Annotated in this window: 12 protein-coding genes, 3 tRNA genes and 1 pseudogene; 2 read left to right on the forward strand and 14 right to left on the reverse strand. The window is 72.1% G+C overall.

Annotated elements, in window-relative coordinates; translation table 11 throughout:
* Positions 1 to 135 precede the first annotated feature (135 nt).
* Positions 136 to 1437 (forward strand): dicarboxylate/amino acid:cation symporter, encoded by a 1302-nt coding sequence (locus FZO89_RS00075; RefSeq protein WP_316247523.1) that lies wholly within the window; start codon positions 136 to 138, stop codon positions 1435 to 1437.
* Between the two features lie 6 nt (positions 1438 to 1443).
* On the opposite strand, the gene FZO89_RS00080 is transcribed toward FZO89_RS00075, so the two are convergent.
* The 14 genes and pseudogenes from FZO89_RS00080 to FZO89_RS00145 form a co-directional block, all read right to left on the reverse strand.
* Positions 1444 to 3066 (reverse strand): FMN-binding glutamate synthase family protein, encoded by a 1623-nt coding sequence (locus tag FZO89_RS00080; protein ID WP_149101358.1) that lies wholly within the window; start codon positions 3064 to 3066, stop codon positions 1444 to 1446.
* Between the two features lie 23 nt (positions 3067 to 3089).
* A tRNA-Leu gene (locus FZO89_RS00085) sits at positions 3090 to 3173 on the reverse strand.
* Positions 3174 to 3211: 38 nt separating this feature from the next.
* Positions 3212 to 3285: transfer RNA gene (locus FZO89_RS00090), tRNA-Cys, on the reverse strand.
* Positions 3286 to 3364: 79 nt separating this feature from the next.
* A tRNA-Gly gene (locus tag FZO89_RS00095) sits at positions 3365 to 3440 on the reverse strand.
* The gene (gene pgsA / locus FZO89_RS00100; RefSeq protein WP_149101359.1) at positions 3431 to 4081 is read right to left on the reverse strand and encodes a CDP-diacylglycerol--glycerol-3-phosphate 3-phosphatidyltransferase; all 651 of its coding nucleotides are present in this window, start codon (positions 4079 to 4081) and stop codon (positions 3431 to 3433) included. The genes FZO89_RS00095 and pgsA overlap by 10 nt, the downstream gene beginning before the upstream one ends.
* Positions 4078 to 6120, reverse strand: a complete 2043-nt coding sequence (gene uvrC, locus FZO89_RS00105; RefSeq protein ID WP_149101360.1) for an excinuclease ABC subunit UvrC — start codon at positions 6118 to 6120, stop codon at positions 4078 to 4080. The genes pgsA and uvrC overlap by 4 nt, the downstream gene beginning before the upstream one ends.
* Complete coding sequence (locus FZO89_RS00110) at positions 6117 to 7541, reverse strand: thioredoxin-like domain-containing protein (protein WP_149101361.1); 1425 nt, start codon at positions 7539 to 7541, stop codon at positions 6117 to 6119. The genes uvrC and FZO89_RS00110 overlap by 4 nt, the downstream gene beginning before the upstream one ends.
* Positions 7542 to 7550: 9 nt before the next feature.
* A complete protein-coding gene (locus FZO89_RS00115) occupies positions 7551 to 8033 on the reverse strand; it encodes a low molecular weight protein-tyrosine-phosphatase (protein WP_149103955.1) in 483 nt (160 codons plus the stop codon).
* Between the two features lie 4 nt (positions 8034 to 8037).
* Complete coding sequence (gene kdsB, locus FZO89_RS00120; RefSeq protein ID WP_187471205.1) at positions 8038 to 8808, reverse strand: 3-deoxy-manno-octulosonate cytidylyltransferase; 771 nt, start codon at positions 8806 to 8808, stop codon at positions 8038 to 8040.
* The gene (gene lpxK, locus FZO89_RS00125) at positions 8805 to 9824 is read right to left on the reverse strand and encodes a tetraacyldisaccharide 4'-kinase (protein ID WP_149101363.1); all 1020 of its coding nucleotides are present in this window, start codon (positions 9822 to 9824) and stop codon (positions 8805 to 8807) included. Before lpxK ends, kdsB begins: the two co-directional genes overlap by 4 nt.
* On the reverse strand, positions 9821 to 11596 hold the full coding sequence (gene msbA, locus FZO89_RS00130; protein ID WP_149101364.1) for a lipid A export permease/ATP-binding protein MsbA: 1776 nt from the start codon (positions 11594 to 11596) through the stop codon (positions 9821 to 9823). The genes lpxK and msbA overlap by 4 nt, the downstream gene beginning before the upstream one ends.
* A gap of 7 nt (positions 11597 to 11603) precedes the next feature.
* Positions 11604 to 12038, reverse strand: coding sequence for an ExbD/TolR family protein (locus FZO89_RS00135; protein WP_149101365.1), 435 nt, complete (start codon positions 12036 to 12038; stop codon positions 11604 to 11606).
* Positions 12039 to 12042: 4 nt separating this feature from the next.
* On the reverse strand, positions 12043 to 12705 hold the full coding sequence (locus tag FZO89_RS00140) for a MotA/TolQ/ExbB proton channel family protein (protein ID WP_149101366.1): 663 nt from the start codon (positions 12703 to 12705) through the stop codon (positions 12043 to 12045).
* Positions 12599 to 15135: pseudogene (locus tag FZO89_RS00145) on the reverse strand (DNA internalization-related competence protein ComEC/Rec2); the annotation flags it as partial. The pseudogene FZO89_RS00145 and the gene FZO89_RS00140, both read right to left, overlap by 107 nt.
* Before the next feature lie 166 nt (positions 15136 to 15301).
* Between FZO89_RS00145 and FZO89_RS00150 the strand changes: the two are divergent.
* Positions 15302 to 15754 carry a PaaI family thioesterase gene (locus tag FZO89_RS00150; RefSeq protein ID WP_149101368.1) on the forward strand — a complete coding sequence of 151 codons (453 nt, stop codon included), beginning with the start codon at positions 15302 to 15304 and terminating at the stop codon, positions 15752 to 15754.
* The last annotated feature ends 157 nt before the right edge of the window (positions 15755 to 15911 follow it).

Consider the following 15911-nt stretch of genomic DNA (forward strand, 5'->3'; position numbering starts at 1 on the left):
GCCCGCCCGGCGCCGACCGCTGCAGCCATCGACGCCGGCGGCGCGCCCGCGACGCTCCGCGGCCCGTTCCCGTCGATGCGCGGCAGCGCTTCGTGCTATCCAGTCCCCTGCCCCTTCCAGGAATCCCGCCCCTCCATGACTTCCGAAGCCGCCGCCAGGCGCCCCGGCCTGTCCACTCCCGCGCGCGTGCTGATCGCGCTGCTCCTCGGTGCCGCGACCGGCCTGCTGCTGGCCGCCTTCGATCCCGCGCGCGCCACCCAGGTGGCCGACGCGGTGCAGCCGATCGGCCGGCTCTGGCTCAATGCGCTGCAGATGACCGTGGTCCCGCTGGTCGCGGCGCTGGTGGTGGTCGGCATCAACTCGGCGGCCGACGCCGCGGCGTCGGGACGCACGGCGCGCACCGCGATCGTCGTGTTCCTGGTGCTGCTGGCGCTCTCGGGCACGTTCGCGGCGGTCGCGGCGCCGACCTTCCTGTCGCTGGTGCCACGCGACGAGGCCCTGATCGAATCGTTCCGCGCCGCGATCCAGGCGCCGGAGAACCTGCCAGAGGCGGCCGGCGTGGGTGCGTGGCTGGCGAACATCATCCCCAGCAACGCGATCGCGGCGGCGGCCAACAGCGCGATGCTGCCGCTGGTGGTGTTCGCGATGTTCTTCGGCTTCGGCCTGACCCGGATCGAGCCCGAGCGCCGCGCGCGCATGCTGGAGATGGTGCGCACCCTCGGCGACACCATGATCGTGGTCGTGCGCTGGGTGCTGTGGGCGGCGCCACTGGGGGTGTTCGCGCTGGTGCTGGCGGTGTGCGCGCGGGTCGGGATCGACATGCTCAGTGCGCTGGGTTACTACATCCTCACCCAGTGCGTGTTGTACATCTCGATCACGCTCCTGCTCTACATCGTGGCGGCGGTCGCCGCCGGCGAGCGGCCCGCACGCTTCGCCCGGGCGCTGCTGCCGGTGCAGGCGATCGCGGCGAGCACGCAATCCTCGCTCGCCTCGCTGCCGGTGATGGTCGACAGCGCCCGCATGCGCCTGGGTTACCCGATCGCGGTCACCTCGCTGGTGCTGCCGATGGCGGTGTCGCTGTTCCGCATCGCCAGCCCGCCGCAGTACATCGTGGTGGCCTGCTTCATCGCCTGGATGTACGGGGCCGACCTGACGGCGGTGCAGCTGGGGACCGCGGTGGCGCTGAGCATCGTGGTCAGCATGGGCTCGGTGGGACTGCCGGGCCAGGTCAGTTTCATGACCACCAACATGCCGGTCACCCAGGCCATGGGCTTGCCGGTCGAACCGCTCGGCGTGCTGCTGGCGGTCGACACGATCCCCGACGTGTTCGCGACCGTCGCCAACACCTCGGCCGACGTCACCGCGACCGCCGTCGTCGCGCGCCGCACGGGGCCGACGGATCCCGAGGACGGGCCGGGGGCGGACTCCGGGACCTGAGCGCGCTCACAGCAGCTTGCTGCGGCGCATCTCCATGACCCGCTCGGGTGGCGCGAACGTGTCGGCGCTCGACATCTGCCAGAACGTCCGGAACACCGCGTGCTCGGGCACCCGGTCGAGCAGTTCTCCGGGTTCGAGGAAGCGGTAGAGCGCCGACAGCGAGCGCACCTCGGTCGGCGACACCCGCCGCAGGATGTGTTCGGGGCCAAGCTGCGAGGGATGCTCCAGCCCCGCCGCACCGATGAGGTCGCGCAATGCGCGCAGCGTGTTGCCGTGGAAGTTGGCCACGCGCGCGGCCTTGTCCTCCACGTCGAGCTTGCGCCAGCGCCTCGGATCCTGCGTGGCGACGCCGGTCGGGCAATGGTCGCTGTGGCAGGTGCGCGACTGGATGCAGCCCAGCGCGAACATGAATCCGCGCCCGGCGTTGCACCAGTCCGCGCCCATGGCGATGGTGCGCGCGATGTCGAACGCGCTCGCGATCCGTCCCGCGCCGACCAGGCGCACCCGGTCGCGCAGGCCGAGCCCCACCAGGGTGTTGTGCACCAGCATCAGCGCCTCGTGCATCGGCAGGCCGACGTGGTTGATGAACTCCGCCGGCGAGGCGCCGGTGCCGCCTTCCGCGCCGTCGACCACGATGAAGTCCGGCAGCACCCCGGTCTGCTGCATCGCCTTGGCCAGGCTGAACCATTCCCAGGGATGGCCGATGGCGAGCTTGAACCCGGTCGGCTTGCCGCCGGAGAGTTCGCGCAGCCGGGCGACGAATTCGAGCAGGCCCACGGGCGTTGAGAACGCCGAATGCGCCGCCGGCGACACGCAGTCCACGCCCTGGAGCACGCCGCGCGCGGCGGCGATCTCGGCCGTGACCTTGGCCGCCGGCAGCACCCCGCCGTGGCCGGGCTTGGCGCCTTGCGAGAGCTTGAGTTCGATCATCCGCACCTGCGGGTCGCGCGCGTTGAGCACGAAGCGCTCCTCGCTGAAGCGGCCGGCTTCGTCGCGGCAGCCGAAGTAGCCCGAGCCGATCTCCCAGACCAGATCGCCGCCGTACTCGCGGTGGTAGGTCGAGATCGAACCCTCGCCGGTGTCGTGGTAGAACCCGCCGCGGCGGGCGCCGGCGTTCAGGGCGCGGATCGCGTTGGCCGACAGCGAGCCGAAGCTCATCGCCGAGATGTTGAACACGCTCGCGTCGTAGGGCGCCGATCCGTTCCCGCCCACCAGCACCCGGAAGTCGTGCGAATCCACGTGCACCGGCACCAGCGAGTGGTTGATCCATTCGTAGTCGACGCTGTAGGGATCGTGCTCGCTGCCGAACGGCACCGTGTCGCGTTCGTTCTTGGCGCGCTGGTAGACCAGCGCCCGCTTCTCGCGCGAGAACGGTACCTCGGCCAGGTTGTCCTCGATGAAGTACTGGCGGATCTCGGGCCGGATCGACTCCAGTCCGTAGCGCAGGTGCGCGAGCAGCGGGTAGTTGCGGCGCAGCGTCGAACGGCGCTGCAGCAGGTCGAGCGTGCCCAGCGCCGCCAGCGCCCCGAAGACCGCCACGCCCCACCACCAGCCGGGCATGCGCACGGCCAGCCCGAGCGACAGCGCGGCAAGCACGACGCAGGCGATGTACGCGGAGTAACGGCTCATCGGGCTCCCTGGAATGCGTGGCGTGCCCGGAGTCGGGATCGAACCGACATGGCCTTGCGGCCGAGGGATTTTAAGTCCCTTGCGTCTACCAGTTTCGCCATCCGGGCGTGGCCTTGGCGCCAGCACGCGCACTGGCGGCGACGGATGGAGGCCTGGGTCGGAATTGAACCGGCGTACGCGGATTTGCAGTCCGCTGCATAACCACTCTGCCACCAGGCCGGTGACGGTCGCCCCGGAACGATACACGCTCGCGGCGCCGATAAACAAAACCCCGGCATCGCCGGGGCCTGCAGGAATCTGGAGCGGGAAACGAGACTCGAACTCGCGACCTCAACCTTGGCAAGGTTGCGCTCTACCAACTGAGCTATTCCCGCGTGGAGCCGCGCATTTTACCGCCTGACCTGGAACTGTCAACAGCCGTCCGCTCGGCCGCGCGCAGCACCGGCCAGGCCGCCCGCAGGTAGGCCAGGCCGGACCACAATGTGAGCAATGCGGCGGCGCCCAGCAGCCAGTCGCCGATGCGGAACACCAGCCCGCCCATCCAGATGTCGGTGCCCGGCTGCAGCGGGAAACGCGGGTTGATCGAGTACAGCAGGCACGACAGCGCGACCATCTGGGCGATGGTCTTGATCTTGCCGATCGCGGCCACCTTGACCGTCGCCCGCTGTCCGAGTTCGGCCATCCACTCGCGCAGCGCCGAGACCGCGATCTCGCGGCCCACGATCACCGCCGCCCAGAACGCCATCCACGGCGTCGGATGGCCCTGCACGATCAGGAACAGCGCCACCGCCACCATCAGCTTGTCCGCCACAGGGTCGAGGAAGGCGCCGAACGCGGAGTACTGGTTGTAGCGACGGGCGATCCAGCCGTCCAGCCAGTCGGTGACCGCGGCGAGGATGAACACGAAGGCGGACGCGAAGTTGGTCCACTGGGAAGGCATGTAGAACACGGCCACCAGCACCGGGATCAGCAGGATCCGCAGCAGGGTCAGCCAGGTGGGGACGGTCAACTTCATTTCGACGGGGGAGTCGGGCCGGCGGGGGCGGCGTCCTGCAATCCGTGAAGGGTCGCATAGATCCGCCCGGCCAGCGCCTCGCTCACGCCTTCGACCTTGGCGATCTCCTCGGCGCCGGCGGCCTTGAGGCCACCGAGGCCGCCGAAATGCTTGAGCAGGCTGGCGCGGCGGCGCGGGCCGATGCCGGGGATGTCCTCGAGCCGGCTGATGCTGCGCGCCTTCTGGCGGCGGCCGCGGTGGCCGGTGATCGCGAACCGGTGCGCCTCGTCGCGCACCTGCTGGATCAGCTGCAGCCCGGGCGAATCGATCCCCGGGCGCAGCTCGCGGCCGTCGGGCAGCAGCAGCCGTTCGTGCCCGGCACGCCGCTCCTCGCCCTTGGCCACGCCCACCACCATGATCCGGCCATCGTCGAGCCCGTACCCGGCCAGCACGCTGCGCGCCTGCGCCACCTGCCCCGCCCCGCCGTCGATCAGCAGCAGGTCGGGCAACACGGCGTCGATCCGGCCCCCGCGTGCAGCGCCCGGTTGCGCGGCGGCGCCCTCACCGGGCGAAGTCGCTTGCGCGTCCCCGGTCTGGTCCTCGCGCGCAGCGCCCGGGCGTTCGTCGGCGCGCGGGCCGGTGGCTCGCGAACGCGCCTCCCCGGTGTCGACCGCACGGCGAAAGCGGCGCTGCAAGGCCTGCTGCATGGCGGCGTAGTCGTCGCCCGGCTCGATCCCGGCGATGTTGTAGCGCCGGTACTGGCCGCGCACCGCGCCCTCGGCATCGAACACCACGCACGAGGCGACGGTCGCCTCGCCCATGGTATGGCTGATGTCGAAGCACTCGATCCTCGTCGGCGCCGCGTCCAGCCCCAGCAGCGTGCGCAGCGATTCGAGCCGCGCCTGCTGCGCGGCCTGGCTGCCGAGTTCGGTCGCCAGCGAGAGCTCGGCATTGCGGCGGGCGAGGTCGACGTAGCCGGCGCGCTCTCCGCGCACGCTGTGGCGGATCTGCACCTTGCGCCCGGCGGCGGCGCTGAACGCCTCCTCCAGCAGCGAGATGTCCTCGATGCCGCGGTCGAGCACGATCTCGCGTGGCGGCGGCTGCTCGGCGTAGTACTGCGAAACGAACGCGGCCAGCACCTCGGCCGGATTGTCGCTGCCGTTGGTCTTCGGGAAGAACGCGCGGGTGCCGAGGTTGCGGCCGTCGCGGAACGCCAGCAGCAGCACGCAGGCCTGGGTGCCCTGCATCGCCACGGCCAGCACGTCGAGCTCGGCGGCGCTGCCGTCCACGTACTGCCGCGCCTGCATCGAGCGCACGCCGGTGAGCAGGTCGCGCAGGCGCGCGGCTTCCTCGAAGTCGAGGCGTTCGCTCGCGCCCTCCATCGCTTCGCCCAGCTCGCGCGCCAGTTCGTCGCTGCGCCCCTCGAGGAACAGGGTGGCGCGACGCACCGCATCGGCGTACTCGCGCGCCGGCACCAGGCCCACGCAGGGTGCGGTGCAGCGCCCGATCTGGTGCTGCAGGCAGGGCCGCGAGCGGTTGCGGAACACGCTGTCCTCGCAGCTGCGCAGCCGGAACAGCTTGTGCATCATGTTCAGCGTCTCGCGCACCGCGGTCACGCCCGGGTACGGGCCGAAATAGCGCCCGGGCACGCTGCGCGGGCCGCGGTGCAGCGCCAGCCGCGGCCAGGGCTCCTGGGTCACGAGCACGTAGGGATAGCTCTTGTCGTCGCGCAGCAGCACGTTGTAGCGCGGCCGCAAGGACTTGATCAGCTGGTTCTCAAGCAGCAGAGCCTCGCCCTCGGTCCGGGTCACCGTGACTTCCATGCGCGCGATTTGGGCGAGCATGGCCACCGTGCGCGCCGGCCTGGGCACGTTGCTGAAATAGCTGGCCACGCGCTTCTTCAGCGCGCCGGCCTTGCCGACGTAGAGCACGCTGCCGTCGGCGGCGATCATCCGGTACACGCCGGGCGCGGTGCTCAGGCCGCGGGCGAAGGCCTTGCCGTCGAAGGGCGCGGCCTCGGGTGTCGCGGAACCGCCGGAACCAGGTGCTTCCGCGGTCATTCGCCGATGGGCACGTGGCGCAGGGCCCCGGTGCGCGGATCGAACCGGAGCACGGCGTGGGCATCGGTGTCGGCGATCCAGACCGCGCCCGCGCCTGCCGCCAGCCCGGCCGAGCCGTGCAGGCGCTGCGGCAGCTCGGCCGTGCTCACCTCGCCGCCGCCCAGGCGCAGGCAACGCAAGGCATCGTTGCCGCTGTCGGCGATCCACAGCTGGGGCGAATCCGGATCGAGCGCGATCGCCAGCGGCTGCTGCAGGCGGGCCTCGGTGCGAACGCCGTCGGCATTGCCGTACTGCCACTGGTCGACGCCCACCAGGGTGGAAACCGCGCCCGAACGGACGTTGACGCTGCGGATCGCAGAGCCGGCGGCATCGCAGACGTACAGCACCTGCTGCACCGCCGCCAGCGACACCGGTTCGGCGAACGACGCGCCGAGGCCCTTGCCGTCGACCACCGCCAGCTTCCCGGAACCCGCGACCAGCTGCAGGCCCGGCGCGCCGAGATCGTATTTCCACAGTCGGTTGTCGCCGGCGGTGGCGATGAACAGCGCGCTGCCGCTGAGCGCCACCGCGCGCGGCTGGTCCAGGGCGACCGCCCGCGGATCGCGGATCGCCCCTTCGGCCGGGGTGCCGGCACGGCCGGCGCCGCAGATGGTGTCGATGTCGCCACTGCGCAGTTCCACGCGCCGCACCGCGTGGTTGCCGCTGTCGGCGATGTACAGCGCGTCGCGCCACACGCACATGCCGTGCGGGCGGTTGAACGCGGCCAGTTCCATCGGGCCGTCGATGAACCCGGGGCCGCCGCTGCCGAACTGGCGCAGCACGCGCCCGGCGTGGTCGCACTCGAGCACCCGGTGATGCTCGCTGTCGGCCACGTACAGGTAGTTGCCGGACACGACCAGCCCGGTCGGGAAACGCAGCGGCAGCGGCGGCTCCCCGCCGCGGCGCATCTCGATCGGATCGGCGTTGGGCAGGGTCGGCACTAGTTCGCCGGCCAGCGCACTCACGCGCGCGTCGAGTTCGCGGATCGGACCGTCGCCGACGATGCGGTCGCGGATCCGGCCCTCGCCGTCGATCAGCACCACCGTCGGCCAGGCTTCGATGCCGTAGTGCTGCCACAGGGTCCAGTCGGGGTCGTGGCCGATCGGGAAGTCGTAGCGCTGGCGATTCAGCCGCTTGCCGATGCGGCGGCCGTCGCGCTCGCTGTCGAACTTCGGCACGTGCACCGCCACCACGTTGACCCGCTCCCCATGGCGCGCGCGCAGGCGCGCCAGGTCGGACAGCCGGTGCTGGCACCACGCCGAGCCGGCGTTGACGAACACCAGCGCACAGACCTTGCCGCGCAGCTGCGCGATCCGCAGCGGCGCCAGCAGGTTCAGCCACTCGACGCTTGGGGGGAACTCGGGGGCGGTGGTCGCGTCCATGTGCAGCGATTATGCGTCAATCGTCCGGGTCCGGTCGGCCAGGCCGGCGACGATGGCGCGCGCGGCGCGGTCGACCAGCGTCCAGACGTGCTCGAACGCCTCCGGCCCGCCGGTATAGGGGTCTGGGATCTCGGCGCCCTGCCCCAGTCCCGCCCATTCCAGCAGCAGCGCGCTGCGGGCCGTGGCGTTGCCGGGGGCGCGGCCGCGCACGTCGTCGAGGTTGGCCCGGTCCGCGCACAGCAGCCAGTGGAAATCCCGGTAGTCCGACGCGCGCAGCTGGCGGGCGCGCAGCCCTGCGATGTCGACGCCGTGCGCCGCCGCGTTCGCGATGGTGCGCCGGTCTGGCGGCTCACCGGCATGCCAGCCACCGGTGCCGGCGGAGTCGACGACCACGCGGTGCCCGAGCCGGGCCTGGTCGATGCGTTGCCGCAACACGCCTTCCGCCAGCGGCGAGCGGCAGATGTTGCCCAGGCAGACGACCAGCAGCCGCATCGGTTCAGGCACGCGGGCCTCCGAGGATCGCTTCGGCCCGCGCCAGGTCTTCCGGCGTGTCCACGCCCTGGGGGAACGCCTCGGGCGCCAGTGCCACCGCGATCGGCAGCCCCGCCTCGAGCGCGCGCAACTGCTCCAGCGATTCGATCCGCTCCAGCCGCCCCGGCGGCATCGCCGAGAAGCGGCGCAGGAAGCCCGCGCGGTAGGCGTAGATGCCGATGTGCCGCAGCCATTCCCCGGGCACGCGGATGTCGCCCTCGCGCGAGAACGCATCGCGGTGCCAGGGGATCGGCGCACGACTGAAGTACAGCGCGTGTCCGGTGTCGGCCACCACCACCTTCACCGTGTTCGGGTCGAACAGCACCGCCGGTTCGGTGATGTGCTCGGCCAGGGTCGCCATCCCGGCGTCGCCCTGCGCGAGCAGGGCCGCCACGCGGCGGATGCCGGACGCGGGGGCGAAGGGTTCGTCGCCCTGCAGGTTGACGACGATGGTGTCGTCGTTCCAGCCGGCGATGTCGGCGCATTCGGCCAGGCGGTCGGTGCCGGACTGGTGGCTCGACCGCGTCATCGCCACGCGCACGCCGCTGCCCTCGAGCGCGCGCGCGATGCGGTCGTCGTCGGCCGCGACCCAGACCTCGCGCGCGCCCGCCGCCAGCGCCCGCCGCGCCACGTGCAGCACCAGCGGCTCGCCTCCCAGCAGTCGCAGCGGCTTGCCCGGCAGGCGCGTGGCGTCATGGCGGGCCGGGATGGCGACGACGAAATCCTGCGCGTTCACGGCGTGGCATTCCCCCCGGGCCGGGTCGTCAGCCGGTCGAAGAGCGCGACCCAGAAGGCCTCGGGCAGGTGCGCATCGATGCCGACGCTGAAGTAGCGGTCGTTGGCGAGGGCCGCGCATTTCACCGCGTCCTTCTCGGTCATCAGCACCGGCAGGTCGCTGCCGAAGCGCAGGTCTTCGGCGTCGTAGCGGTGATGGTCGGGGAATGCGTGCGGCACCACCGCCATGCCCTGTGCGCGCAGCATCGAGAAGAAGCGCTCGGGGTCGCCGATGCCGGCGACCGCGTGCACGCGCTGGCCGGAGAACGCCGCCAGCGGCTTCGGCCGACCGCCGGCCATCGGCCTCGCCGACCCGGCCTCGAACCACATCGGCCACTCGCCGAAACCGGCGGCGAGATCGCTCGCGTCGCCGACGTTGAGCACGCGGAAATCGCAGCGCTCGCCACGCGCCGGCGGCTCGCGCAGCGGCCCGGCCGGCAGCAGGCGGCCGTTGCCGTAGCGACGATGGCCGTCGATCACCTCGATCTCCAGGTCGCGCGCCAGCCGGTAGTGCTGCAGCCCGTCGTCGCAGACCACCACGTCGCAACCTTCGGCGACCAGCGCCCGTGCCGCGGCGACCCGGTCGCCGTCCACGCGCACGCGCGCGCCTGTGCGCGCCGCGATGAGGACGGGTTCGTCGCCGCCGACCGCCGGATCGGTGCCGGATTCCACCCAGCGCGGCGTTTTCGGATCGGCGCGCCCGTAGCCGCGGCTGGCGATCCCAGGCGTCCAGCCGGCGGCCTGCAGGCGCTGGACCAGCGCGATCGTGAGCGGGGTCTTGCCGCTGCCGCCGGCCACCAGGTTGCCGACCACCACGACGGGACGATCGATGCGCTGGCGTCGCAACAGTCCCTTGAGATAGAGGTCGCGGCGGACACCGGTCACCGCACCGTAGAGTCCGGACAGCCCGCGCGCGAACAGCGGCGCCGGCGCCTCGCCGTACCAGTAGTGCGGCGCGTGGCCCGGACGCCGGCTCACGCCTCGCCGCCCTCGCGGAACTGCATCCGGTGCAGGTGGGCGTACAGGCCGCCGCGCGCCAGCAGTTGCGCGTGGGTGCCCTGCTCCACCAGCCGGCCCTGGTCGAGCACCAGCACCTGGTCGGCATGCTCGATGGTCGAGAGGCGGTGGGCGATGACCAGGGTGGTGCGGTCGGGCATCAGCCGGTTCAGCGCTTCCTGCACCAGGCGTTCGGACTCGGTATCGAGCGCGGCGGTGGCCTCGTCCAGGATCAGGATCGGCGCGTCGCGCAGGATCGCGCGGGCGATCGCCAGGCGCTGGCGCTGGCCGCCGGAGAGCATCGAGCCGTTCTCGCCGATCGGCGTGTCCATGCCGCGCGGCAGGCGCTCGATGAACTCCCAGGCGTTCGCGGCCTCGGCGGCGGCGCGCAGCGCGACCGGATCGGCCTCCGAGGCGTAGGCGATGTTGGCCGCGACGCTGTCGTCGAACAGCATGACCCGTTGCCCCACCAGCGCGATCTGCCGGCGCAGGTCGGCCAGGCGGTAGTCGTCGAGCGGCACGCCGTCGAGGGTGATCGTGCCCGCGCTGGGCTCGTAGAAGCGCGGCACCAGCCGTACCAGGCTGGTCTTGCCGCTGCCCGAGCGGCCGACGATCGCGGTCACCGTGCCGGGCGAGGCGCTGAAGCTGATGTCCTCGAGCGCATGCCGGGTGTCGTCGTCGCGCGCGTAGCGCAGCGATACCCGGTCGAACACCAGTTCGCCGCGCGCACGGCCGAGCGCGACGCGGCCGGTGTCCTTTTCCTCTTCCGAATCGAGCACCATGAACAGGCGCTCGGCCGCCGCCACGCCGCGGCCGATCACGCTCTGCACGTTGGTGATCCGGCGCAGCGACGGGATGATGCCCATCATCGCCGTCATCAGCTGCACGAACTGCCCGGGGTTGAGCCGCCCTTCCAGCGCCTCGTGCACCGACACCCAGACGATCGCCGCCAGCGCCAGCGCGGCCAGGATCTGCACCAGTGCCGACGACATCGCGCGCGTCGTCTCCACCTTCATGTTCAGCCGCAGGATGCGGTTGGCGAAGTCCGAATAGCGCGTGCGCTCGAATTCCTGGGCGCCGTGCACTTTCACGTCCTGCTGCGCCGCCAGCGACTGCTCGGCGCTCGCGGCGAGCGCGCCCATGCCGTCCTGGATGCCGCGGCTGATGCGGCGGTAGCGCCCGCCCACGTACCACACCAGCAGGCCGATCAGCGGCGCGATCAGGATCATCGCCAGCGTCACCTTGACGCTGGTGTAGAGCATCAGTCCGAGCAGGAAGGCGATGGTCAGGCCATCGGTGAGGATCGCCTTGAGCGCATCGGAACTCGCCTGGGTGACCTGTTCGGTGTCGAAGTTGAGCCGGCTCACCATCGCCGGCACCGCCTCGGTATCGAAGCGCACGCTCGGCAGGCGCAGGTATTTTGCGAGCACCAGTTCGCGCAGGTCGCGCACCACGCTGCGGCCGACGCGCGCCATGCCGTAGTCGGTGGCGAAGGTGGCCAGCCCGCGCAGCAGGAACAGGCCGATGATCGACAGCGGCAGCACGATCGCCATCTCGGGCTTGGGATCGACGAAGCCGTCGTTGGTCAGCGGCTCCATCAGCCACACGAACGCCGCCCCGGCGAGCGCCTCGATCACCATCGCCACCATCGCCACCAGCAGGAACGGCCAGTAGACCCAGGCGTGGCCGAGCAGGCGCCGGTAGACCGGCCAGGCGCCCTGGGCTTCCGCGCTCGTCGCGGTGGTCTCGCTCATCGGCGGCTCACGGTGCCGCCGGAGCGGGCGCTTCCGGCGCGGTCGCGTTGGCGATGCGGGTGAAACCGAGCTGGCCCAGCGCCTCGTACGCGGTCACCACCGCCTGCCATGGCGTACGCGCGTCGGCGCGCAGCAGCACGGTGCGCTCGCGGTCGTCGCCGGCGACCTCGATGATCGTGCGCTTGAGCGATTCGACGTCGGTGCGCAGCGCCTCGCGGTCGTCGACGAAGTAGCGGCCGTCGGCGTTGATCAGCAGGCTCAGCGAGTTCGACTGGGCATCGTTGGGCTGGCCGGCGGCGCGCGGCAGTTCGAGCTTCAGAACCGAACGCGCGTCGAACGTGGTGGTGATCACGAAGAAGATGATCAGCACCAGGATCACGTCGATCAGCGGCACGAGGTTGATCTCGGGCACGTCCTCGGCGCGGCGGTCGCGGATGCGCATCGGCTCAGGCCTGGGTCGGCTGGGCGTCGGCGGGGAATGCGGCCACCGCCGCGGCGGCCCGGCGGGCGCGCGGGTCGATCACGTCCATCAGCTGGATCGCCTCGTGCTCCATGTCGACGATGTAACCGTCGACGCGGGCACGGAAGTAGCGGTGGAACACCAGGGCCGGCACCGCGACGATCATGCCCGCGGCCGCGCAGACCAGCGCCTTGCCGATGCCGCCGGCGAGCTGGTTGACGTCGCCGACGCCGTGGTCCATCACCCCGAGGAACATCTGGATCATGCCGACCACGGTGCCGAACAGCCCGAGCAGCGGCCCGGCGCCGGCGATCGTGCCCAGCGCGTTGAGGAAGCGTTCCATGCGGTGGGCGACATGGCGGCCGACGTCCTCCACCCGCTCGCGGATCTCCTCGCGCGGGCGGTGGCGCACGTCGAGCGCAGCGGCCAGCAGCGCGCCCAGCGGCGAGTTCCTGCGCAGCGAATCGATGTGCACCGGGTCGAGCTTGCCGCGCGCGGCCCATGCGCGCACTTCCTGGCCCAGGCCCGGCGGCAATACGGCCTTGCGGCGCAGCGCCCAGAAGCGCTCGACGATGATCGCCAGCCCGACCGCCGACAGCAGCAGCAGCGGGATCATCGGCCAGCCGCCGGACTTCACCAGTTCGAACACGCACGCCCCTCCGGCCCCTAGGGCCACACTGACTGCCGGATAGGATAGCCCAGCGCCCGCACGGCGCCGGGCGCCTCAGTGCACGGTTTCGGCGCGCCGCGCCGCGTCCCACAGGCGCGGCTGTGCGCGACGGCGCGATTCGAGCTGCAGGCCGGACCCGCGCAGTCGCACCAGGACCGCGCCTTCGCGAGCGGTGACCGCGCCCGCGGCGCCCCGTTCGACCCAGCGTCGCATGACCTCGGGCTTCGGGTGTCCGAAGCGGTTGCCATGGCCGGCCGAGACCAGGGCCACCTGCGGCGCGGTGGCGGCGATGAAGGCGGGATCCGAAGAACCCGCGCTGCCGTGGTGCGCCACCAGCACCACGTCGCTGCGAAGGCCGCCGGGATGATCGTGAACCAGCAAGCGCTCGACCACCTCGCCGACGTCGGCGGCCAGCAGCACGCTGCCGTGCGCCGACTCGATCCGCAGCACGCAGCTCGATTCGTTGCCCATCTCGGGGAAGTGCAGGTCCGGATGCAGGAACCGGAACACCACGCCGTCGGCCTCCCAGCGCGAACCTGCCAGGCACGGAACCGCGTCCTCGATCGCGGCGTCGCGCGCCGCGAACACCGGCCCGGTATCGAGGCGTCGGCGCAGCGAGGCGAAACCGCCGGCGTGGTCGGCATCGCCGTGGCTGACGATCGTGGCATCGAGCCGGCGGACCCCGAGCGCGTGCAGCGCAGGCACCACCACGCGCTCGCCCGCGTCGAAGCCCTCCGGCACGGCCGGGCCGGCATCGTAGAGGAAGGCGTGGCGCGCGGTGCGGACCAGCAGCGCACCGCCCTGCCCCACGTCGAGCATCACGAGATCGACCTCGCCGGGGCGCGGCAGCTCCCGGTCCGGCCACAACAGTGGCAGCAGGAGCATCAACGCCAGCGCCTTTCCGGGCACCGCGCGCGGCAGCAGCAGCCAGAACGCACCCAGCAGCGCCAGCGGCAGGGCGAACCAGCGCGCCTCCGGCAACCACCACAGGGCGGCGCGGCCGGCCGCCAGCCATTCGAACAGCGGCCAGGACAGTTCGAAGCAGCTCGCGGCCAGCCGCCAGGCGCCGCCGCCCCAGCCGGGATGCAGTGCTTCGAGGCCGGTGCCGACGAGCGCCATCGGCACCACCACCAGGCTCCACCACGGGATGGCGACCAGGTTGGCCAGCGGGCCCGCCAGCGACGCCTGCCCGAACATGACCGCGGTCAGCGGCAACAGCCCCAGCGTGGCGACCCACTGCGCCGCCAGGAACCCACGCACCACCGGCTGCGCACCGACCCGCGGCAGGCACCACACCAGCCAGGCCACGCCCGCGAAGCTGAGCCAGAATCCGGCCGCAAGCACCGACAGCGGATCGGCCAGCAGCAGCGCGATCGCGGCCAGCGCCAGCGAATCGGCCACTCCCATCGGCCGGCGCCACAGCCGCGCCAGCACCACCACCGCCACCATCAGCACCGTGCGCACGGTCGGCAGCGCGAAGCCCGCCACCGCGGCATAGCCGGCGGCGCCCAGCAGTGCCCCGGCCGCGGCGGCCTGCGGTCGCGGCACGCGCCGGCCGAGCGCGGGCAGCAGCCACCACAACCCGGCGATGGCGAGCGCGGCGAATCCGGCGACCAGGCCGACATGAAAACCGGAGATGGCCACCAGGTGGGTCAACCCGGTGGCGCGCAGGATCTCCCAGTCCACATCGTCCAGCCCGCGCGTGTCGCCCAGCGCGAGCGCGCGCACGAAGCGCGAGGCCGGGCGCGCCACCGCCGCGTCGATCCTGCCGGCGATGCGCTCGCGCCAGCCGTCGATGCCGGCGCCGCCATGTCGCCGTTCGGCGGGCTCGGCGTCGCGCACATAGCCGGTCGCGGCGATCCGCCCGGCCAGCATGTGTTTCTCGCTGTCGTACCAGCCGGGGTTGCGCAGGCCGCGCGGCGCGCGCAACCGCGCAGTGAATCGCCAGCGGCTGCCGGCCTCGATCGCGTGGCGCTGCGAGTCCGCGGCCGCGCGATCGTCGTACCACGACAGCCGCAGCAGGCGTCCGCGCAGGGCGGGCGGCGTCGCCTGCCCGCGGTCGACCCGGAACAGGAACCGCGTACGTCGCGGTTCGTGCTCCGGCAACTGCACCACGCGACCGTCGATCGCGAAATCCCCGCGTTCCAGGTCCGGCGGCAACTGCTGCGACAACGCCCAGGCCGCGTGCAGCCCGAACAGCGCGAACCCCGCCAACAGCGCGCCAGCCGGCCGACGCCAGTCATCGAACCGCCACCAGGCGAATGCGCCCAGCCCGAGCAGGACGGCCAGCAGCGCGGTCAGCGGCAGGGCCGGCAACCGCGAACCCGCCAGCGCGCCTAGCACCAATGCGAACGCCACGCCGGTACCGAACGGTGGACGGGCGAGATGCCCGGGTCGTGGACCTTCCATGGCCTCGTTCGTCGTCGGGAGAGACAGGCGCCCAGTGTCACGTCGGCCCCGGCCCGGCGCGATCGGGCAAGATGGCGCCGGCGTGTAGGGCTAGTCCGACGTCGCCGCGCCCGCCGTCGCGACGCCGGGCATTGACGTGCGTTCGCCGCTTTCGCAAGCTCGACCGATGTCCGCCGGCCCGCCCGATCTGTCCGCCCTGATCCGCGACCGGTTGCCGCCGGCGATGCGCGGGCTGGTGCCGCCGCCCTGCCTGCTCGAGATGCAGGGCGAATGCGTCGCCTACGAGGAAGGCCTGCGCCTGTGCATGCGCTTCCCGGTGCTGCCGCGCTACCGCAATCCGCTCGGCAACATGCAGGGCGGCTTCATCGTCGCCGCGCTGGACAACACCATCGGCCCGTTCTCGTTCCTGGTCGCGCCGCCCAGCGCGACCGCCACGCTGAACACCCAGTACCTGCGCCCGGTGACCCCGGACGATGCCTCGATCACCTGCGCCGCATGGCTGGTGGAGCGCACCCGGAACACCCTGCACATCCACGCCGAAGCGCGCAACGACGCCGGCAGGATCGTCGTCCTCTGCCAGTCGGTGAACCAGATCCTGCCGCCGCCGGACGGGGACTGAGGACGACCGGCGAGCGCGCTCGTTCCCGCCCGCGCCGTTCCCGCCCACGAGCGGCCGCGAAGGCGTCGACCGGCCGGGGCGTCGGCGACGACACCCTCCCGGGCCCGCCACGACGATGCCTGCGCCGGCGCGGCAACAGGAATCCACGCCCCTAGCC

Source organism: Luteimonas viscosa (assembly GCF_008244685.1).
In the GTDB taxonomy this organism is placed as follows: Bacteria; Pseudomonadota; Gammaproteobacteria; order Xanthomonadales; family Xanthomonadaceae; genus Luteimonas; species Luteimonas viscosa.

What these genes read in the sequence shown, in the direction of transcription:
- FZO89_RS00075 (WP_316247523.1), top strand. Translation starts at nt 136, where the DNA reads ATGACTTCCGAAGCCGCCGCCAGGCGCCCCGGCCTGTCCACTCCCGCG.
- FZO89_RS00080 (WP_149101358.1), bottom strand. Translation starts at nt 3,066, where the DNA reads ATGAGCCGTTACTCCGCGTACATCGCCTGCGTCGTGCTTGCCGCGCTG.
- pgsA (WP_149101359.1), bottom strand. Translation starts at nt 4,081, where the DNA reads ATGAAGTTGACCGTCCCCACCTGGCTGACCCTGCTGCGGATCCTGCTG.
- uvrC (WP_149101360.1), bottom strand. Translation starts at nt 6,120, where the DNA reads ATGACCGCGGAAGCACCTGGTTCCGGCGGTTCCGCGACACCCGAGGCC.
- FZO89_RS00110 (WP_149101361.1), bottom strand. Translation starts at nt 7,541, where the DNA reads ATGGACGCGACCACCGCCCCCGAGTTCCCCCCAAGCGTCGAGTGGCTG.
- FZO89_RS00115 (WP_149103955.1), bottom strand. Translation starts at nt 8,033, where the DNA reads ATGCGGCTGCTGGTCGTCTGCCTGGGCAACATCTGCCGCTCGCCGCTG.
- msbA (WP_149101364.1), bottom strand. Translation starts at nt 11,596, where the DNA reads ATGAGCGAGACCACCGCGACGAGCGCGGAAGCCCAGGGCGCCTGGCCG.
- FZO89_RS00135 (WP_149101365.1), bottom strand. Translation starts at nt 12,038, where the DNA reads ATGCGCATCCGCGACCGCCGCGCCGAGGACGTGCCCGAGATCAACCTC.
- FZO89_RS00150 (WP_149101368.1), top strand. Translation starts at nt 15,302, where the DNA reads ATGTCCGCCGGCCCGCCCGATCTGTCCGCCCTGATCCGCGACCGGTTG.